Raw genomic sequence first — 17195 nt, forward strand, 5'->3', positions numbered from 1 at the left:
CCAGGTTACTCGCAGGTAATGAGAATAGCACCGACTGTGATCCCTCGGAACGCCTTCGTAACGTCGGCGACCTGCCGCCTTCACGCAGGTGATCTACTTCGAGGAAGGACTGGACGTGCGCGGACGTCTTCTCCGGGTCGTGTGCGCGGTGCTGCCCGCCGCCCTGGCCGTCATGCTCACCTCGACCCCGGCGCGGGCCGCCGCCGCGGTCGACTACGTCGCCCTCGGCGACTCCTACTCCTCCGGCACCGGCGCGCCGCCGTACGTGAGCGGCTCGTGCTTCCGCAGTCCCCGCGGGTACGCCCAGCTGTGGGCGGACACGCACGAGGTGTCGTCGTTCAAGTACGCAGCCTGCGGTGGTGCCACCACGCAGAGCATGACCGACCAGTTCGCCTCGCTCGACGCGGGCACCGACCTGGTCTCGATCACCATCGGCGGCAACGACGTCGGGTTCGCCAACACCATGATCACCTGCGTCACCGGCAGCGACACCAGCTGCGTCAACGCGGTGAACGCCGGTATCGAAGCCGCCCGCACCACCCTGCCCGGACGGCTCGACGCCACTTACGCCACGATCCGCGACCGTGCGCCGAACGCCACCGTGGTCGTCCTGGGCTACCCGCGCCTGGTCGAGCCGAACGGCACGTGCATGAGCGCGACCAAGCGCGCGGCGCTCAACCGCGGCGCCGACGACCTGCACACCGTGATCTCCGCCCGTGCCGCGGCCGCCGGCGTCCGCTACGTCGACGCCCGCGCCCACTTCGCGGGCCACGGCGCGTGCGGCCGTTCGCCGTGGATCAACCAGTTCTCCCTGTTCCGCCTCGCGGAGTCGTTCCACCCCAACGCCACGGGCTACGCCCAGGGCTACCTGCCCCTGCTGAACTCCGCCACCACCTGACCCCGCGTGTCCTACGTTCCCGCCACCCGTGTCCTACGTTCGGAACACCCGAGTCGAACGCACAGAACAAGATCGACTGTGCTGAGCGTTCAACTCGGGGTACGCGAACGCAGGACACGGTGGGCCTGAACGCAGGACACGCGCGTTCTGAACGCAGGACACGCGCCGGGCAAGACCTGGCCGGCAGGATGTCCGGGTGACCAGGGGCCTGCAGTACCTCGCCGCGTGGTCGGCGTCGACCGCGGTCGCGGTCGTGTTGTCCTGGCTCGGCATCCGGTTCGTGCTGGACGCCGGCGCACCCGAACGGCCGCTCGTCGTCGCCGGCCCCACCCAGTCGTCGGCGATCGCCAGAACGACCACCACCACGACCACCACCACTGCCGCCGCACCCACCACCACGACCACCACAGCCGCAGTAGTCGCGACGATCGCCCCCACCACCACAGTCCCGCCAACCACCACCACGACCGCCCAACCCCTGCCCTCCGAGAACGGCACCTGGACCGAGCGCAACGGCGAACCGGTCTACCTGCGCAGCTTCACCCTGCACGGCGGCGTCGCCGCGATCAGCTTCTCCGCCAACAACATGGAGCCGATCTCCGCCACCCCACGCCAAGGCTTCGCCGCCACCGTGGAACAACCCGCGGACGCCGTCGTGGTCGAGTTCACCACCCCCGGCCACCGCTCCCGCCTCGAAGCCACCTGGGTCGGCGGCCCCCAGTGGCGAATCGTGGAAGCCGGCTGACACGACGCCAACGGACCGGACCCGCCGCGCCCACCGTCCGCCCGCCCACAACGGACCCGCAGCCGACCGCAAAAGGTTCCATGTCAAATCGAGCCGGACCCGACCACCGAGCCACCCACCGCGCCCAACCCGACCACCCGCACTACCCGCGCATCAGCTCGACCACCCTGATTCGTCAGCTCGGAGTGGATCACGCGTCCCGCGTAACGGCCGCACTCCCCCGTTGTCCACCCCGTCACCCGATCGCGGCTGGAGCACCACCCGTTAGCCGAGTGGTGGTTCCATCACGGTCATGACGCACCCCGGCGAACCGCACCGCGACGACCTCTCCGGCAGGCTCAACCGGCTCCGCGCCGGCGTGCTGGGCGCCAACGACGGCATCGTGTCCACCGCCGGTCTCGTGGTCGGCGTCGCGGGCGCCACGACGGACCGCACCACGATCCTCGCCGCGGGCCTGGCCGGGCTCGTCGCGGGCTCGTTGTCGATGGCGGGCGGCGAGTACGTGTCGGTCAGCACCCAGCGGGACACCGAGAAGGCCGCGCTGAGGCTCGAGGCGCGCGAGCTGCGCGACATGCCCGAGGAGGAGGAACGCGAGCTCGCCGACATCTACCGGGACAAGGGCCTGTCCGAGGACCTGGCCGCGCAGGTGGCCCGCGAGCTGACCGAGCAGGACGCCCTGCGCGCCCACGCCGAGGCCGAGCTGCAGATCGACCCGGACAACCTGACCAGCCCGTGGCAGGCCGCGTGGGCGTCGCTGACGGCGTTCGCGGTGGGCGCGCTGATCCCGCTCGTCGCGATCGTGCTGCCGCCGACCGGCTGGCGGGTGTGGGCGTGCGCCGCGTCCGTGATCGTCGGCCTGGTGCTCACCGGCGTGATCAGCGCCCGGCTCGGGTCGAGCCGGGTGGGCCACGCGGTGCGCCGGAACGTGATCGTCGGGTCGGTCACGATGATCGTCACGTACTACGTCGGTCTCCTGTTCGGCGTAACGGTCGGCTGACCCTGATCACGCACCGCGCACACCCTCCGTGGTCGTTCGGGAAAAGTCGCCACCCGAAGGTGTGAGGTACGCAAAGTGCGGGTACCCGCAGCCGACTTGTCGCCGCCGAGCGCGACAGGCCCGGACTGGAGGTGCCCGCCGTGATCCACCCACCGACATCGCTGCTCCTCCTGCGCGGCGCGAAGGCCGAACGCCGCCTCTGGGCCTTGCTCGCCGCCCTGTTCTCGCTGGTCACGGGCGTCAACGTGATCCTCGCCGTGAGCGAGGCGGCGTGGTGGCAGGGCGCCGTCGCGATGCTGTGCCTCGTCGTCGCGGTGGGCTGCGCGCGCGAGTCCAGAAGAGCCGAAAACTGACTTCACCCAGCACTGAAGTCACGAAACTGAGCGAAACTCTAGTCCGACCGGGTGTACCGCGTTGGTCGCAACGGCGTCAAGTGGGGGTGTGATTCACCACGACGCCCTGTCGGACTAGAGCCATAACCGCGAATTCACACTATCGTCACAAGACCCCGGCAATCCCGGTGCACCGCCCAGCGCGTCCCAGCGGCCCCATCCGGCCGCCAAGCGCGCGCACAAGGAAGTGCAGTTCTCCCGCACAACGGAGTGCGGTCCCCACGCCGAAGATCTCTCGGGCGTGGATCCACAGCCAGTACCCCAGGCCGAAGCTGTCCGCGTAAAGCCGCGCGCGGGCGTTCGGCCGTCTCCGTATGCCCGGACGACGCCACGGGAGGGCCCGTTGTGACCCACCACCACCAGCCGCAAGGCCTTTACGACCCGCAGTACGAGCACGACGCCTGCGGTGTCGCGTTCGTCGCCGACCTGGCCGGTCGCAGAAACCACGCGATCGTCAACCAGGCCCTGGTCGCGCTGCGCAACCTCGAACACCGGGGTGCCCGCGGCGCGGAGCCCGAAACCGGTGACGGTGCGGGCATCCTGATCCAGGTGCCGGACGCGTTCTACCGCGAGGTCGTCGGCTTCCCGCTGCCCGAGCCCGGCGGCTACGCGGTCGGTACCGCGTTCCTCCCCCAGGAGGGCCAGGACGAGGTCAAGGCCGAGATCGAGCGCATCGCCGCCGAAGAGGGGGCGACGGTCCTCGGGTGGCGCGAACTGCCGGTGGACACCGACCACGTCGGTCCGACCGCGAAGACGACCATGCCCGCGTTCAGCCAGCTCTTCCTCAGCGGAGCGGAAGGGCTGGAGCTGGAGCGGCTGGCGTTCGTGGTGCGCAAGCGCGTCGAGCACGCGACGGACGTGTACTTCCCGAGCCTGTCCGGCCGGACCATCGTCTACAAGGGCATGCTCACCGAGCCCCAGGTGGAGAAGTTCTTCCCCGACCTGACCGACGAGCGGGTCACCAGCTCGATCGGCCTGGTGCACTCCCGGTTCTCCACCAACACGTTCCCGTCGTGGCCGCTGGCCCACCCGTACCGGTACGTGGCGCACAACGGCGAGATCAACACGCTGCGCGGCAACCGGAACTGGATGGACGCGCGCGAGTCGGTGCTCGCCACCGACCTGATCCCCGGTGACCTGTCCCGGGTGTTCCCGGTCATCACCCGCGGCGCGAGCGACTCGGCGACGTTCGACGAGGTGCTGGAGCTGCTGCACCTGGGCGGGCGCAGCCTGCCGCACGCGGTGCTGATGATGATCCCCGAGGCGTGGGAGAACCACGCCGAGATGGACGCGCAACGGCGCGCGTTCTACGAGTTCCACTCCACCCTCATGGAGCCGTGGGACGGCCCGGCGCTGGTGGCGTTCACCGACGGCACGCTGATCGGCGCGGTGCTCGACCGCAACGGCCTGCGCCCGGCCCGGTACTGGGTCACCGAGGACGGCCTGGTCGTGCTCGGCAGCGAGGCGGGCGTGCTGGAGTTCGACCCGGCCACGATCGTGCGCAAGGGCCGGTTGGAGCCGGGCCGGATGTTCCTGGTCGACACCGCCGAGGGGCGGATCATCGACGACGAGGAGATCAAGGGGCAGCTCGCGGCCGAGCACCCGTACCAGGAGTGGGTCGCCGAGGGCATCCTGCACCTGTCCGACCTCCCGGCGCGTGAGCGCGAGGTGCCGACGCACTCGTCCCTGGTGCGTCGTCAGCAGGCGTTCGGCTACACCGAGGAGGAGATGGCGCTGCTGCTGGGCCCGATGGCCCGCTCCGGCGCCGAGCCGATCGGCTCGATGGGCAACGACGCCCCGTTCGCGCCGCTGTCGGACCGGCCGCGGCAGCTGTTCGACTACTTCACCCAGCTGTTCGCCCAGGTGACCAACCCGCCGCTGGACGCGATCCGCGAGGAGCTGGTGACCTCGCTGCACGCCACCCTGGGCGCGGAGCCGAACCTGCTGGCCGCCGACGCCACGTCGTGCCGCCGGATCTCGTTGCCGTTCCCGGTGCTGGACAACGACGAGCTGGCCAAGCTCGTGCACGTGGACGACGACGGCACGCTGCCGGAGTTCCGCACCTTCACCGTGCGCGGCCTGTACGAGGTCGCGGGCGGCGGCGAGGCGCTGGTGCGGCGGCTGGACGAGATCCGGGCCGAGGTGTCGCAGGCGATCGAGGACGGCGCACGGCTCGTCGTGCTGTCGGACCGGGGCGTCGACCAGACGTACGCGCCGATCCCGTCGCTGCTGCTGACCGGCGCGGTGCACCACCACCTGGTGCGCGAGAAGACCCGCACCCAGGTGGACCTGATCGTGGAGGCGGGCGACGCCCGCGAGGTGCACCACATCGCCCTGCTCGTCGGCTACGGCGCGAAGGCGGTGAACCCGTACCTGGCCATGGCGTCGGTGGAGGAGCTGCCCGACGTCGAGCCGGAGGTCGCGACCCGCAACCTGATCAAGGCGCTGGGCAAGGGCGTGCGCAAGACCATGTCCAAGATGGGTGTCTCGACCGTGGCGTCCTACACCGGCGCGCAGATCTTCGAGGCGATCGGCCTCGGCGACGAGGTCGTGGACACGTGCTTCACCGGCACCACCTCGCGGCTGGGCGGCGTCGGCTTCGACGTCATCGCCGAGGAAGTGGCGCGGCGGCACCGGATGGCGTTCCCGGCCGACGGCGTCCGGGCGCACCACCGCGAGCTGGAGGTCGGCGGCGACTACCAGTGGCGCCGCGAGGGCGAGGCGCACCTGTTCAACCCGCAGACGGTGTTCAAGCTCCAGCACTCCACCCGCACCGGGCGTTACGACATCTTCAAGGAGTACACGCGGGCGGTGGACGAGCAGGCCAAGCGGCTGATGACGCTGCGCGGGCTGTTCGCGTTCAAGGAGGGCGTGCGCGAGCCCGTGCCGATCGACGAGGTCGAGCCGGTCTCGTCGATCGTGAAGCGGTTCGCCACCGGCGCCATCTCCTACGGGTCCATCTCGCAGGAGATGCACGAGGTGCTGGCGATCGCGATGAACCGGCTGGGCGCGAAGTCCAACACCGGTGAGGGCGGCGAGGACGCCGAGCGGTTCACCCCGGACGCCAACGGCGACTCCCGGCGCAGCGCCATCAAGCAGGTGGCGTCGGGCCGGTTCGGCGTGACGAGCGAGTACCTGGTCAACGCCGACGACATCCAGATCAAGATGGCGCAGGGCGCGAAGCCCGGCGAGGGCGGCCAGCTGCCCGGCGCGAAGGTGTACCCGTGGATCGCCAAGACCCGGCACTCCACGCCCGGTGTCGGCCTGATCTCGCCGCCGCCGCACCACGACATCTACTCGATCGAGGACCTGGCCCAGCTGATCCACGACCTCAAGAACGCCAACCCGGCGGCGCGCATCCACGTGAAGCTCGTCTCCGAGGTCGGCGTCGGCACGGTCGCGGCGGGCGTCTCCAAGGCGCACGCGGACGTCGTGCTGATCTCCGGCCACGACGGCGGCACCGGCGCGTCTCCCCTGTCGTCCATCAAGCACGCGGGCGGACCGTGGGAGCTGGGCCTGGCCGAGACGCAGCAGACGCTGCTGGCCAACCGGCTGCGCGACCGGATCGTGGTGCAGACGGACGGCCAGCTCAAGACCGGGCGCGACGTGGTGATCGCGGCGCTGCTCGGCGCGGAGGAGTTCGGTTTCGCCACCGCTCCCCTGGTCGTGTCGGGCTGCATCATGATGCGGGTCTGCCACCTGGACACCTGTCCGGTCGGCGTGGCCACGCAGAACCCGGTGCTGCGGGCGAAGTTCGCGGGCAAGGCCGAGCACGTGGTGAACTTCTTCGAGTTCGTCGCGCAGGAAGTGCGGGAGCTGCTGGCGCAGCTCGGTTTCCGCACCCTGGCCGAGGCTGTCGGGCACGCGGACCTGCTGGACACGCGGGCCGCGGTGGACCACTGGAAGGCGGCCGGGCTCGACCTGTCGCCGATCTTCCACGTGCCCGACCTGCCCGAGGGCGGGGCACGGCACCAGGTCGTCGCGCAGGACCACGGGCTGGACAAGGCGCTGGACAACACGCTGATCCAGCTCGCCGAGGGCGCGATCGCCTCCGGTGACCGGGTGCGGCTGGAACTGCCGGTGCGCAACGTCAACCGGACCGTCGGCACCATGCTCGGCTCCGAGGTGACCAAGCGGTGGGGCGGTGAGGGCCTGCCGGACGACACGATCGACATCACGTTCACCGGCACGGCCGGGCAGTCGTTCGGCGCGTTCGTGCCGCGCGGCATCACGCTGCGGCTCGTCGGCGACGCGAACGACTACGTCGCCAAGGGCCTGTCGGGCGGGCGGATCATCGTCCGGCCGGTGCCCGACGCGCAGTTCACCGCCGAGCAGCACATCATCGCGGGCAACGTGATCGGCTACGGCGCGACCGGCGGCGAGGTCTTCCTGCGCGGCAAGGTCGGCGAGCGGTTCTGCGTGCGCAACTCGGGCGCGCTGGCCGTCGTCGAGGGCGTGGGCGACCACGGCTGCGAGTACATGACCGGCGGCCGGGTGGTCGTGCTCGGCGCGACCGGGCGCAACTTCGCCGCGGGCATGTCCGGCGGCATCGCCTACGTGCTGGACGCGGCGGTGCAGCGGGTGAACCCGGAGATGGTGGACCTGGACCCGCTGGACGAGGCCGACCGCGAGTTCCTGCGCGGCGCGGTGGAGAAGCACTACGTGGAGACCGACTCGGCGGTGGCGCACGCGCTGCTGGCCGACTGGGACCTCGCGGTGGACCGGTTCACCAAGGTCATGCCGAAGGACTACAAGCGGGTGCTGGCGGCACGGGCCCGGGCCGAGCTGGAGGGCCGGGACGTCAACGAAGCGATCATGGAGGCGTCTCATGGCTGACCCTCGTGGGTTCCTCACCACCGAGCGTGAGACCCCGCGCAGCCGTCCCGTTTTCCTGCGCCTGCGCGACTGGCGCGAGGTCTACGAGGAGTTCGAGCGGCCCAAGCTGGAGAAGCAGGCCGGTCGGTGCATGGACTGCGGCATCCCGTTCTGCCACCAGGGCTGTCCGCTGGGGAACCTGATCCCCGACTGGAACAACCTGGTGTGGAAGGACGACTGGCGGCTCGCGTCGGAACGGCTGCACGCCACCAACAACTTCCCGGAGTTCACCGGGACGTTGTGCCCGGCGCCGTGCGAGGCCGCGTGCGTGGTGGGGATCAACGGCGATCCCGTCACCATCAAGCGGGTCGAGATCTCCATCATCGACCGGGCGTGGGACGAGGGCTGGGTCACACCCCAGCCGCCCGTCACGCGCACCGGCCGTTCGGTGGCCGTGGTGGGTTCCGGGCCCGCGGGCCTGGCCGCCGCGCAGCAGCTGACCCGCGCCGGGCACGACGTGACGGTGCTGGAGCGGGCCGACGCCATCGGCGGGCTGCTGCGCTACGGCATCCCCGAGTTCAAGATGGAGAAGTGGCGGCTGGACCGCCGGCTGGACCAGATGCGCGCCGAGGGCACCCGGTTCGAGACGAACGTGAACGTCGGCGTGGACGTCACGGTCGCCGAGCTGCGGGAGTCCTACGACGCGGTGGTGCTGGCCGGTGGCGCGACCGCGTGGCGCGACCTGCCCGTGCCGGGCCGCGAGCTGTCCGGCGTGCACCAGGCGATGGAGTACCTGCCGGGCGCGAACAAGGTGGCGCGCGGTGAGCTGGACGTGCCGCCGATCACCGCCGAGGGCAAGCACGTCGTCGTCATCGGCGGCGGCGACACCGGCGCGGACTGCGTGGGCACGGCCCACCGGCAGGGCGCGTTGTCGGTGACGCAGCTGGAGATCATGCCCCGGCCGCCGGAGAAGCGCGCCGAGGTCCACCCGTGGCCGACCTACCCGATGCTGTACCGGGTCACGTCGGCGCACGAGGAGGGCGGCGAGCGGCTGTACTCGGTGTCCACCGTCGAGTTCCTGGGCGATGACGCCGGTGCCGTGCGGGCGTTGAAGCTGGTCGAGGTCGAGGCGTCCGGCGGGCGGTTCGAGCCGGTGCCGGGCTCCGAGCGGGAGATCCCGGCGCAGCTGGTGACGTTGGCCATGGGCTTCGTCGGCCCGGAGAAGGACGGCCTGCTCACCGAGCTGGGCGTCGACCTCGACGCGCGTGGCAACGTGGCCCGCGACGAGCGGTTCGCCACGTCGGTCGACGGCGTGTTCGTGGCCGGTGACATGGGCCGCGGCCAGTCGCTGATCGTGTGGGCCATCGCCGAGGGCCGCTCGGCCGCCGCCGGCGTGGACGCCTACCTGACGGGCCGCGCCGTGCTGCCCAGGCCGATCGAGCCCACCGACCGGCCGCTCGTGTGACTCGTCCCCGGCCGCACAGCGTGGTGCGGCCGGGGACGCCCTTCCCGCGTGGCCGCACAGCGTGGTGCGGCCACCCGGCTCGGTGGTGAAGGCGGTGTGGTCGGGCGAGGCGGTGACCGCCATGACGAGGTCGCGCGACGACGCGGCCGGACCGGTTACGTCGGCCGGGCGGCGACCACTCGACGGATCAATTGCACCATCTGCGCGCGCTCGTCGGAGTCCAGCACCGCGAACCAGCGCGCCTCCCGCCCGTTCTGGTGCGGGAAGACGCGGGCGACCGACGCGCGGCCTTCCTCGGTGAGCGCCACGAACACCACGCGCCGGTCCTGGCCGTCCCTGGTCCGCTCCACCAGCCCGGCCCGTTCCAGCGTGTTGATCAGGTTCGACATCGCCGACCTGGTCGTGCCGGACAGCTCGGCCAGCCGCGCGGGCTGGGTCGGCCCCAGGATCCACAGCTTGAACATCAACCGGAACCCGGGCATGGTCCAGCCCTGCTCGCGGTGCACCAGCGCCTCGTAATCGGTGATCATCATGTACGCCAGGTGCAGCACGTTGTACGACAGGCCGAACGCGTCCGCGTCCCCGCCGAACTCGGCGATCCGGTGCCGGGCGAACCGCTCGTACTCCTGCTCCGTCGCCACGTCGTCGGCGACGGGAACCTCCTGCTCTGCCACCCGCTGATCCTCGCAGGGCAACCCGGCCGACGGGACCTGAATGCGGCACACTGACCGACGTGATCGGGACGAGGCGGTTCGCCATCACGGCCGCGGCCGTGCTGGTGGCCGCCACCGCCGCGTCCGTGGCGGCGAGTTTCGACATCGTCAAGGGCGATGCCGCGGTGGTCCTCGACGACCTCGCCCAGCTCGCCACGGGCCTGTTCGCGACCGGTTGCTGCTGGTGGACGGCACGCCGGGCGACCGGACCGGACCGCCGGTGGCGGCTCGCGACCGGGTTCGGCATGGCGGGCTGGTCCACCGGCCAGGCGCTGTGGACGTGGTACCAGCTGGTCGAGCGGCGGGCCGTGCCGTCACCGTCCCCGGCGGACGCCGGCTACCTGAGCATCGTGCCGTTCGCGTTCATCGCGCTGCTGGTCATCGGCAACTTCCGCCGGTCCGACACGCCCGACGCGCTGCTGGACCGGCGTTCCGTCAGCGCCAGGCTGGTGCTGCTGCTGGACGGCCTGATCGTGGTCGGGTCGCTGTTCGCGCTCACCTGGACCACGTCGCTGGGCGGGTTGGTCGCGTCGGGCAACCCGAGTTCGGCGGCGTTCCTGGTGGCCATCGCCTACCCGGTGACGGACCTGGTGCTGCTGGTGATCGTGGTGGTGCTGTGCGCGGACCGCAAGGTCGTGCTCCGGCCGCAGCTGCGGTTGCTCGGGCTCGGTTTGGTGGGGCTGGCGGTGTCCGACCTCGCGTTCGCCTACCTGGTCAGCGTCCAGGCGCGCGAGGTCCCGCCGCTGGCCAACGCCGGGTTCGTGATCGGGCCGGCGCTGATCGGGCTGGCCGCGCTGGCGCCGGCGCCCTCGCCGTCCACCGGCCCGAACCGCAACCGGCGACCGTGGCAGTGGGCCTACCTGCTGATGCCGTACGTGCCGTTACTGATCAGCAGCGTGCTGGTGCTGCGGCGCACGATCATCGGCGAGATCGGTCCGCTGGACGGGGTGGAGATCGGGTGCGGGTTCACGGTGTTCGTGGCGGTGATCCTGCGGCAGCTGGTGACCCTTGTGGACAACACGAAACTCGTGCTGCTGCTGCGTGAGTCGGAACGGACTCTGACGCACCAGGCCCACCACGACCCGTTGACCGGCTTGGCCAACCGGGCGTTGTTCGAGCGCAGGCTGGACGAGGCGATGGACTGCCACCAGCGCGACGGCACCCCGTTCGGGCTGCTGTTCGTGGACTTGGACGACTTCAAGGCGGTCAACGACGCCTCCGGTCACGCGCACGGTGACGCGCTTCTCGAACAGGTGGCGCAACGGCTGCTGCAGTGCGTCCGCGACACCGACGTGGTGGCCCGGCTCGGCGGTGACGAGTTCGGGGTCCTGGTGGAGGGCCTGGAGGAGCCGGAGAAGGTGGCGTTCCGCGTCCTCGACGTGCTGGGTGAGGAGATCAGCGCTTCGGTCGGCGTCGTGATCTGCGCCGACCAAGACCCGGAAGCCACCGCCGCAACCGTCCTCAGCCGTGCCGACAAAGCCATGTATGAAGCCAAACGCGATGGCGGACGGGGGCTGGTCATTCACTCGTAGGGGTGAAATTGCGGGCCACAATCCGGACGCCCGTGCCGCTGCGGACGGCGGGACGGCGATGCGGACCTGGGCAGCGCCGACGACCGGGCCGAAACGGTGCACTCTCGCGGGCGCAAGGCCGAGCGCGGTGCGAGTCGGGTGGTGGCGGCCGAGCGCGGTGTCGGCAGGTGCGAGGCTCGGGGCCGGCGGTGGGCCGAGCGGTGCCGGCCGGAGCGGACGGCGCGGGGCGGGGCGGTGCAGGTCAGAGCGGGCGGATGCAGGTCTCGAAATGGGTGGTTGCGAGGTGGGCGGCCGGGTGGCGGGGTGGGGGCGGGCGGTCAGGCGGGGGTGGTGGCTTGCTTGCCGGTGGTGATGGTCCATGTGTTGTCGGCGTTGAGCACGGCGGTCAGGTGGGAGGTTCCGCCGTACTGCAGCTGCACGACGTCATCGATCTGCTCCACGTCGAGCACTTCGCCGGCGGCATAAGCGCCTGCGGTCAGCCAGTAGTTCGGCTCGGGGGTGAAGACCAAAGTCTCGTCGGGCTGCGCGGTCGCGGCGAAGACGGCGGCGTGGGACAGGCCGATGCCGACCGCGGCGCCACCTGCGGGCACCGATGGCAGCACGTCGAGGTAGAGGCTGCCCAGCTGCGGATCACCCGTCGCCTTCCCCGGCACGAACCGGTAGGCGCCATCGGCGTAGTCGAACAGGACCTGGTTCTCCGTCAAGCCCTCCGGGTCCGCGGGCCAGGTCTCCCGCGCCTCGAACCGCACGCCCGGCCGCAGCGAACCCGCGGCCGACCAGACGAAGCAGTAGTCGAGGTCCCACTCGAAGGTGACCGTCGTGTCCGGCCACGCGGGCGCGGTCAGCCAGGCCAGTGACAGGGCGTTGGGCACGCCGAGGTCCACCGCGTGCTGGTACACGCAGAGGTCCTGGAACTGGGTGGAGTCATTGCGGACGTCGAGGGTGTACCGAGTGGACATGATGGACATCTCCCCGGTCGGTCCGTTCAGCCCAGTACACGCCGCCGCGCACAGGGCGTCAAGCGAACGACCGTCACCCGATCCGTCGACGTCGCAGCACAGGCACGTCAGCGCGGCAGGCCGGCCCACACCTCGGCCGCGACGATCCGCACCGCGGCGCACGCGTCCTCGACCGTCGCACCGGTCGGCAGCGCGACGGTGACGAGCGCCAGTTCGCGCAACCCGCCGTCGAACGGGATGTGGGTGGTCTCCGCCCCGCACAGCACGTACGACGACGTGTCCAACCCGGACACCACCGTGGGCCGACCGGCGATGTCCTCGGCCTTGCTGTTGCCGCCATTCGGTTCAGTCGGCGTCCCCACCGAGTGCAGGACCCGCACCCTGGGCGGTGTCGTGGTGCCGTCCGCGCTCCACCGGCACTGGTGGCCCGCCGGGTACGGCCAGGCCTTCGCGCCCGCCAACCCCGGCAGCCGCGCGACCGTGGCGTCCGACAACCCGCGGCACGCGTGGACCGGCCCGAGGGACTTCGCCGCGAACTGACGGTGCTCCACCTCGCCCGCGAGCACGCGGTCCGCGACCGCGCGCACCACGACGTCGGCGACCTCGCACAACCGCGCCGCGTCGACGTCGTCGGAGGAGTTGTTGTTCACGCTGACGTTGAGCACGACGAGGTCGGCGAACACCAGGCCGCGCTGGCACTGGACGCTGCCGCCGGTGATCTCGGCGATCCGCAAGCCCTGCCGGTACGGCACCACCGGCCCGTCGAGCACCGCCTCGTGCGCCACCCGGTCGAGGCCGCCCGCCGTCACGTCGAGCACCACGCCGCCCGCGGTCAGCTTGATCAGGCAGTAGTCGAAGGACTCGACCGGCCCGACCGACGCCTCGCCGAACGCCGCCACGTCCGCCGGCTCCACCTGCCCGCAGGGGTCGACCGACTCCAGGTCGCGGAGCAACCGCTCGGCGGTCGGCGCGGGCGGTTCGGGGAACGTCGGGTTCGGCACCGGCACGGCGTTGCCGGCCACCACGGTGCCACACCCGACGAGCAGTGCCAGTAACGGGACGACGCCGAGCGCTCTCGCCATGACCGCAGCGTAGGGGAGGATCCTCGTTCCACGACAGCGTTTCCGCATCCCCCACCGCTCCCCGCCGACCGGCGAAGGCCGGACCGAGGTGTGCTCACCTGTTTGCCGCCGGTCGCGTCCGGGCATTCGGAAGTGTCCTGTTCACGCGACCGGAGGTATGACGGTGTCACCCTCGGTAAGCGACTCCTCGGTAAGCGACAACGTGCTCGCCGGCCGCTACCAGCTCCTCGAACCGATCGGCACCGGCGGCATGGCCGAGGTGCACCGCGGGTGGGACACCGTGCTGCGCCGGCACGTCGCCATCAAGCTGTTCCAGCCCGGCTTCGACCCGGCGGGCGTCCGGCGGTTCGACAACGAGGTCCACGTCCTGGCCGGCCTCTCCCACCCCGCCCTGGTGTCCGTCTACGACGCCGACACCACAGGACCCACGCCGTTCGTCGTGCTGCGGTTGATCGAGGGCCGCACCCTGCACGACCGCCTGCTCCTCGGACCACTGCCGCCGGACGAGGTGCGGCGGCTCGGCGCGCGGCTGGCCGACGCGTTGGCGCACGTGCACGCCCACGGCCTCGTCCACCGCGACGTGAAGCCGGCGAACATCCTGCTCGACCACGAGGACGACGCCTACCTGGCCGACTTCGGGCTGGCCCACCTGACCGGCGCGACGCGGCTGACCCGCACCAACGAGCTGGTCGGCACCGCCGCCTACCTGGCACCGGAACAGGTGCTCGGCCAGGAGATCAGCCACCCGACCGACGTCTACGCCCTGGGCCTGGTCCTGCTGGAGTGCCTGACCGGGCGGCGCGAGTACGGCGGCGGCGAGGTGGAGGCGGCGGTCGCCCGCTTGCACCGCCCACCCGCCGTCCCCGACGACCTGCCCGCCGACGTCCGGCAACTGTTGGCGCGCATGACTTCCTCCGCCCCGGAGGACCGCCCCACCGCGCACGACTGCGCGCAGGTCCTGGTGGGCGCGATGTCCCCGCCGCGCGCCCCCGTCGCCGTGGCGGACACCGAGGCGGACACCGAGGAGCTGCCGCGTGCGGCGTCACGCCCGTGGCGGGCACTCGTCGCTTCGGCGGGCGCGCTGGTCGGCGCGTTCGCGATCACGATGGCCGCGACGTCCGGTGAGCCACCCGCGACCTCCGCGCCACCGGAGACCTCGACCGAGCAGGCGGCCCCCGCAACGGTGTCGTCGGACGCACCGGTCGAGCCGCGCTTCATCCGCACCCCGCAAGCCACCGGCACGACCACCGCGCCGAACACACCGCAGCCCACGACGTCGCAGGCGACGCCGGACCCGACAGCGGCCGAACCTCCCGTGGCAGAACCGGATCCCGTCACCACGGAGCCCGTCGTCACCACCACCCAGCAGCCGACCACAATCCCGCCGACCACCACGACGGACGCCCCGCAGCCCACTCCGGAGCCCGAACCGTCGACCCAGCCGACCGAGGACGCGACCGGAGACTGGTGATAACTGTCTGTTATCGCTAGTGTGCGGACCGTGTCGACTGTGGAGAACTCCCCCGTTCCGACCGAACGGCCGGCGGAAGCCGATCCCCGCTTCGCCCTGATGGACCACGCGATGGGCTACCTGTTCCCGGCCGCGTTGCGCGCCGCCGCGGCGCTGGGCGTGGCCGACCACCTGGGCACGGGACCGCGGCCCGTCGCCGAACTCGCCGAGGAGGTCGGCGCCGACCCGCTCAACCTCTACCGGACGTTGCGGCTGCTGGCCACCCGCGGGATCTTCGCCGAGGACGGCACCGGCCGGTTCGCGCTCACCGCCGCGGCGGAGTTGCTGCGCACCGACGTGGCGGGGTCGTTCCGCTCGGCGATCCTGATGCTCACCGACCGGACGTTCTGGCTGACCGCCGGCGAGCTGGAGGAGGCCGTGCGCACCGGCACGTCGCCGTTCGAGCGGCTGTTCGGGATGCCGTTCTTCGACCACTTCGCCCGTGACGCCGACACCGCGGCCGTCTTCCACGTCGGCATGGCGGCCATGTCCGACCCGGAGAACCCGGTCATCGCGCGGGCCTGCGACTTACCGCCGGAGGCCGTGGTCGTGGACGTCGGTGGCGGTCACGGTGGCCTGCTGCTGTCCGTGCTGCGCGACAACCCCGCGTCGCACGGCGTGCTCTTCGAACAGCCGCACGTGCTGCGCGAGCACCGGCTCGCCGAACTCGGCGCCGACGACCGCTGGACCCTGGCCACCGGCGACTTCTTCACCGAGGCGCCGCCCGGCGACGTCTACCTGATCAAGCGCATCCTGCACGACTGGGACGACGAGCGGTGCGTGCGCATCCTCCGCAACTGCCGGGAGGCCGTGTACGACCAGGGGCGGGTCCTGGTCGTCGACGCGGTGATCACCCAGGGCAACGCCCCCGATCCCGGCAAGGTCATCGACCTGCTCATGATGAGCTCGCTGACCGGGCGGGAACGCACGCGCGCCGAGTTCGAGGCCCTGTTCGACCAGGCCGGGTGGCGCCTGACCCGGGTGATCCCCACCGGCACGCGGTTGTCGATCGTCGAAGGCGTCCCCGCCACCTGACCGGCGACGACCGGGAACACACGACCGCGTGAGCCGGCGACGCGGGCGGGTGGCCTCAGGGGTGCATGCCCGGCCCGGGGTCGCCGTCTTCGGCCGGGGCGAGGGGCGTCGGGCTCAGCGCCGTCTCGTCCTCCCCCTCCTCCAGCAGCGTGGCCGCCGGGCCCACCACCCGCGGGTCGGGTTCGGCGACCACTTCGGGGTCCTTGTCGGCGTAGTCGACGCGTGCCAGCACGCTGCGCATGGCCTCGATCCGGGCCCGCTTCTTGTCGTTGCTCTTCACCACGGTCCACGGCGCGGCCTCGGTGTCGGTGGCGCGGAACATCGCCACCTTCGCCTCGGTGTAGGCGTCCCACCGGTCCAGCGACTTGATGTCGTTCGGGCTCAGCTTCCACTGCCGCACCGGGTCGACCTGCCGGATCAGGAACCGGGTCCGCTGCTCGGCCCGTGACACCGAGAACCACAGCTTGACCAGCATGATCCCGTCGTCCACCAACATCTGCTCGAACGTCGGCGCCTGCCGCATGAACCGCTCGTACTGCTCGTCGGTGCAGTAGCCCATGACCCGTTCGACACCGGCGCGGTTGTACCAGGACCGGTCGAACAGCACGATCTCGCCCGCGGTCGGCAGGTGGTTGACGTACCGCTGGAAGTACCACTCGCCCTGCTCGCGCTCGGTCGGCTTGCTCAACGCCACCACCCGCGCCCCACGCGGGTTGAGGTGCTCGGTGAACCGCTTGATCGTGCCGCCCTTGCCCGCCGCGTCACGTCCCTCGAACACCACGACCATCCGCCCGCCGGTGTCCTTGATCCAGTACTGCAGCTTCAGCAGCTCGATCTGCAGCAGCCGCTTCGACAGCTCGTACTCCTCGCGCGTGAGCCGCGTCCGGTACGGGTAGTTCTCCCGCCAGGTGTCGATCTCCGTGCCATCGGGGTGCCGCAGCACGGGGTCGTCCCCGTCCTCGTAGTCCACCACGAGGTCGTCCACCCGCAGGCCGGGAAACAGGTCGGCGAAGTCCAGCACGCTGTCCACCGGCTCGACGTACCCGACCACC

13 protein-coding genes are annotated in these 17195 nt (G+C 71.3%); 9 read left to right on the forward strand and 4 right to left on the reverse strand.

Annotated elements, in window-relative coordinates; genetic code table 11:
• Positions 1 to 88 precede the first annotated feature (88 nt).
• From B0I31_RS13435 to B0I31_RS13460, 6 genes are all read left to right on the forward strand, one after another.
• Entirely contained in the window at positions 89 to 898 is an 810-nt protein-coding gene (locus tag B0I31_RS13435) for an SGNH/GDSL hydrolase family protein (RefSeq protein ID WP_245949865.1), read from the forward strand.
• A 196-nt stretch (positions 899 to 1094) separates the two neighbouring features.
• Positions 1095 to 1643 carry a hypothetical protein gene (locus B0I31_RS40605; protein WP_181320146.1) on the forward strand — a complete coding sequence of 183 codons (549 nt, stop codon included), beginning with the start codon at positions 1095 to 1097 and terminating at the stop codon, positions 1641 to 1643.
• A gap of 292 nt (positions 1644 to 1935) precedes the next feature.
• Complete coding sequence (locus B0I31_RS13445; protein WP_106615684.1) at positions 1936 to 2640, forward strand: VIT1/CCC1 transporter family protein; 705 nt, start codon at positions 1936 to 1938, stop codon at positions 2638 to 2640.
• A gap of 140 nt (positions 2641 to 2780) precedes the next feature.
• The gene (locus tag B0I31_RS13450) at positions 2781 to 2993 is read left to right on the forward strand and encodes a hypothetical protein (protein WP_106615685.1); all 213 of its coding nucleotides are present in this window, start codon (positions 2781 to 2783) and stop codon (positions 2991 to 2993) included.
• A 384-nt stretch (positions 2994 to 3377) separates the two neighbouring features.
• A complete protein-coding gene (gene gltB / locus B0I31_RS13455; RefSeq protein ID WP_106615686.1) occupies positions 3378 to 7868 on the forward strand; it encodes a glutamate synthase large subunit in 4491 nt (1496 codons plus the stop codon).
• Positions 7861 to 9312, forward strand: coding sequence for a glutamate synthase subunit beta (locus B0I31_RS13460; RefSeq protein WP_106615687.1), 1452 nt, complete (start codon positions 7861 to 7863; stop codon positions 9310 to 9312). The genes gltB and B0I31_RS13460 overlap by 8 nt, the downstream gene beginning before the upstream one ends.
• Positions 9313 to 9467: 155 nt before the next feature.
• Here B0I31_RS13460 and B0I31_RS13465 read toward each other — a convergent pair whose 3' ends face one another.
• Entirely contained in the window at positions 9468 to 9986 is a 519-nt protein-coding gene (locus tag B0I31_RS13465) for a MarR family winged helix-turn-helix transcriptional regulator (RefSeq protein ID WP_106615688.1), read from the reverse strand.
• A 59-nt stretch (positions 9987 to 10045) separates the two neighbouring features.
• Here B0I31_RS13465 and B0I31_RS13470 point away from each other — a divergent pair, with 59 nt between their 5' ends.
• Complete coding sequence (locus tag B0I31_RS13470; protein WP_106615689.1) at positions 10046 to 11557, forward strand: GGDEF domain-containing protein; 1512 nt, start codon at positions 10046 to 10048, stop codon at positions 11555 to 11557.
• Between the two features lie 317 nt (positions 11558 to 11874).
• On the opposite strand, the gene B0I31_RS13475 is transcribed toward B0I31_RS13470, so the two are convergent.
• Both B0I31_RS13475 and B0I31_RS13480 read right to left on the reverse strand, forming a co-directional pair.
• Positions 11875 to 12516 carry a hypothetical protein gene (locus B0I31_RS13475; protein ID WP_146173834.1) on the reverse strand — a complete coding sequence of 214 codons (642 nt, stop codon included), beginning with the start codon at positions 12514 to 12516 and terminating at the stop codon, positions 11875 to 11877.
• A 107-nt stretch (positions 12517 to 12623) separates the two neighbouring features.
• Positions 12624 to 13598, reverse strand: coding sequence for a DUF3558 domain-containing protein (locus tag B0I31_RS13480; protein WP_106615691.1), 975 nt, complete (start codon positions 13596 to 13598; stop codon positions 12624 to 12626).
• A gap of 163 nt (positions 13599 to 13761) precedes the next feature.
• Between B0I31_RS13480 and B0I31_RS13485 the strand changes: the two genes are divergently transcribed.
• Entirely contained in the window at positions 13762 to 15069 is a 1308-nt protein-coding gene (locus B0I31_RS13485; protein ID WP_181320147.1) for a serine/threonine-protein kinase, read from the forward strand.
• A gap of 30 nt (positions 15070 to 15099) precedes the next feature.
• Positions 15100 to 16143, forward strand: coding sequence for a methyltransferase (locus B0I31_RS13490; protein WP_219910695.1), 1044 nt, complete (start codon positions 15100 to 15102; stop codon positions 16141 to 16143).
• Positions 16144 to 16198: 55 nt separating this feature from the next.
• Here B0I31_RS13490 and ppk2 read toward each other — a convergent pair whose 3' ends face one another.
• The gene (gene ppk2 / locus B0I31_RS13495; RefSeq protein ID WP_245949866.1) at positions 16199 to 17194 is read right to left on the reverse strand and encodes a polyphosphate kinase 2; all 996 of its coding nucleotides are present in this window, start codon (positions 17192 to 17194) and stop codon (positions 16199 to 16201) included.
• Position 17195: the final 1 nt, after the last annotated feature.

Origin of the sequence: Saccharothrix carnea, assembly GCF_003014735.1 — a bacterium.
Lineage (GTDB): Bacteria > Actinomycetota > Actinomycetes > Mycobacteriales > Pseudonocardiaceae > Actinosynnema > Actinosynnema carneum.

Excerpts from the sequence above, each read along its gene's own strand:
- B0I31_RS13445 (WP_106615684.1), top strand. The coding sequence starts at position 1,936 with ATGACGCACCCCGGCGAACCGCACCGCGACGACCTCTCCGGCAGGCTC.
- B0I31_RS13460 (WP_106615687.1), top strand. The coding sequence starts at position 7,861 with ATGGCTGACCCTCGTGGGTTCCTCACCACCGAGCGTGAGACCCCGCGC.
- B0I31_RS13475 (WP_146173834.1), bottom strand. The coding sequence starts at position 12,516 with ATGTCCACTCGGTACACCCTCGACGTCCGCAATGACTCCACCCAGTTC.
- B0I31_RS13480 (WP_106615691.1), bottom strand. The coding sequence starts at position 13,598 with ATGGCGAGAGCGCTCGGCGTCGTCCCGTTACTGGCACTGCTCGTCGGG.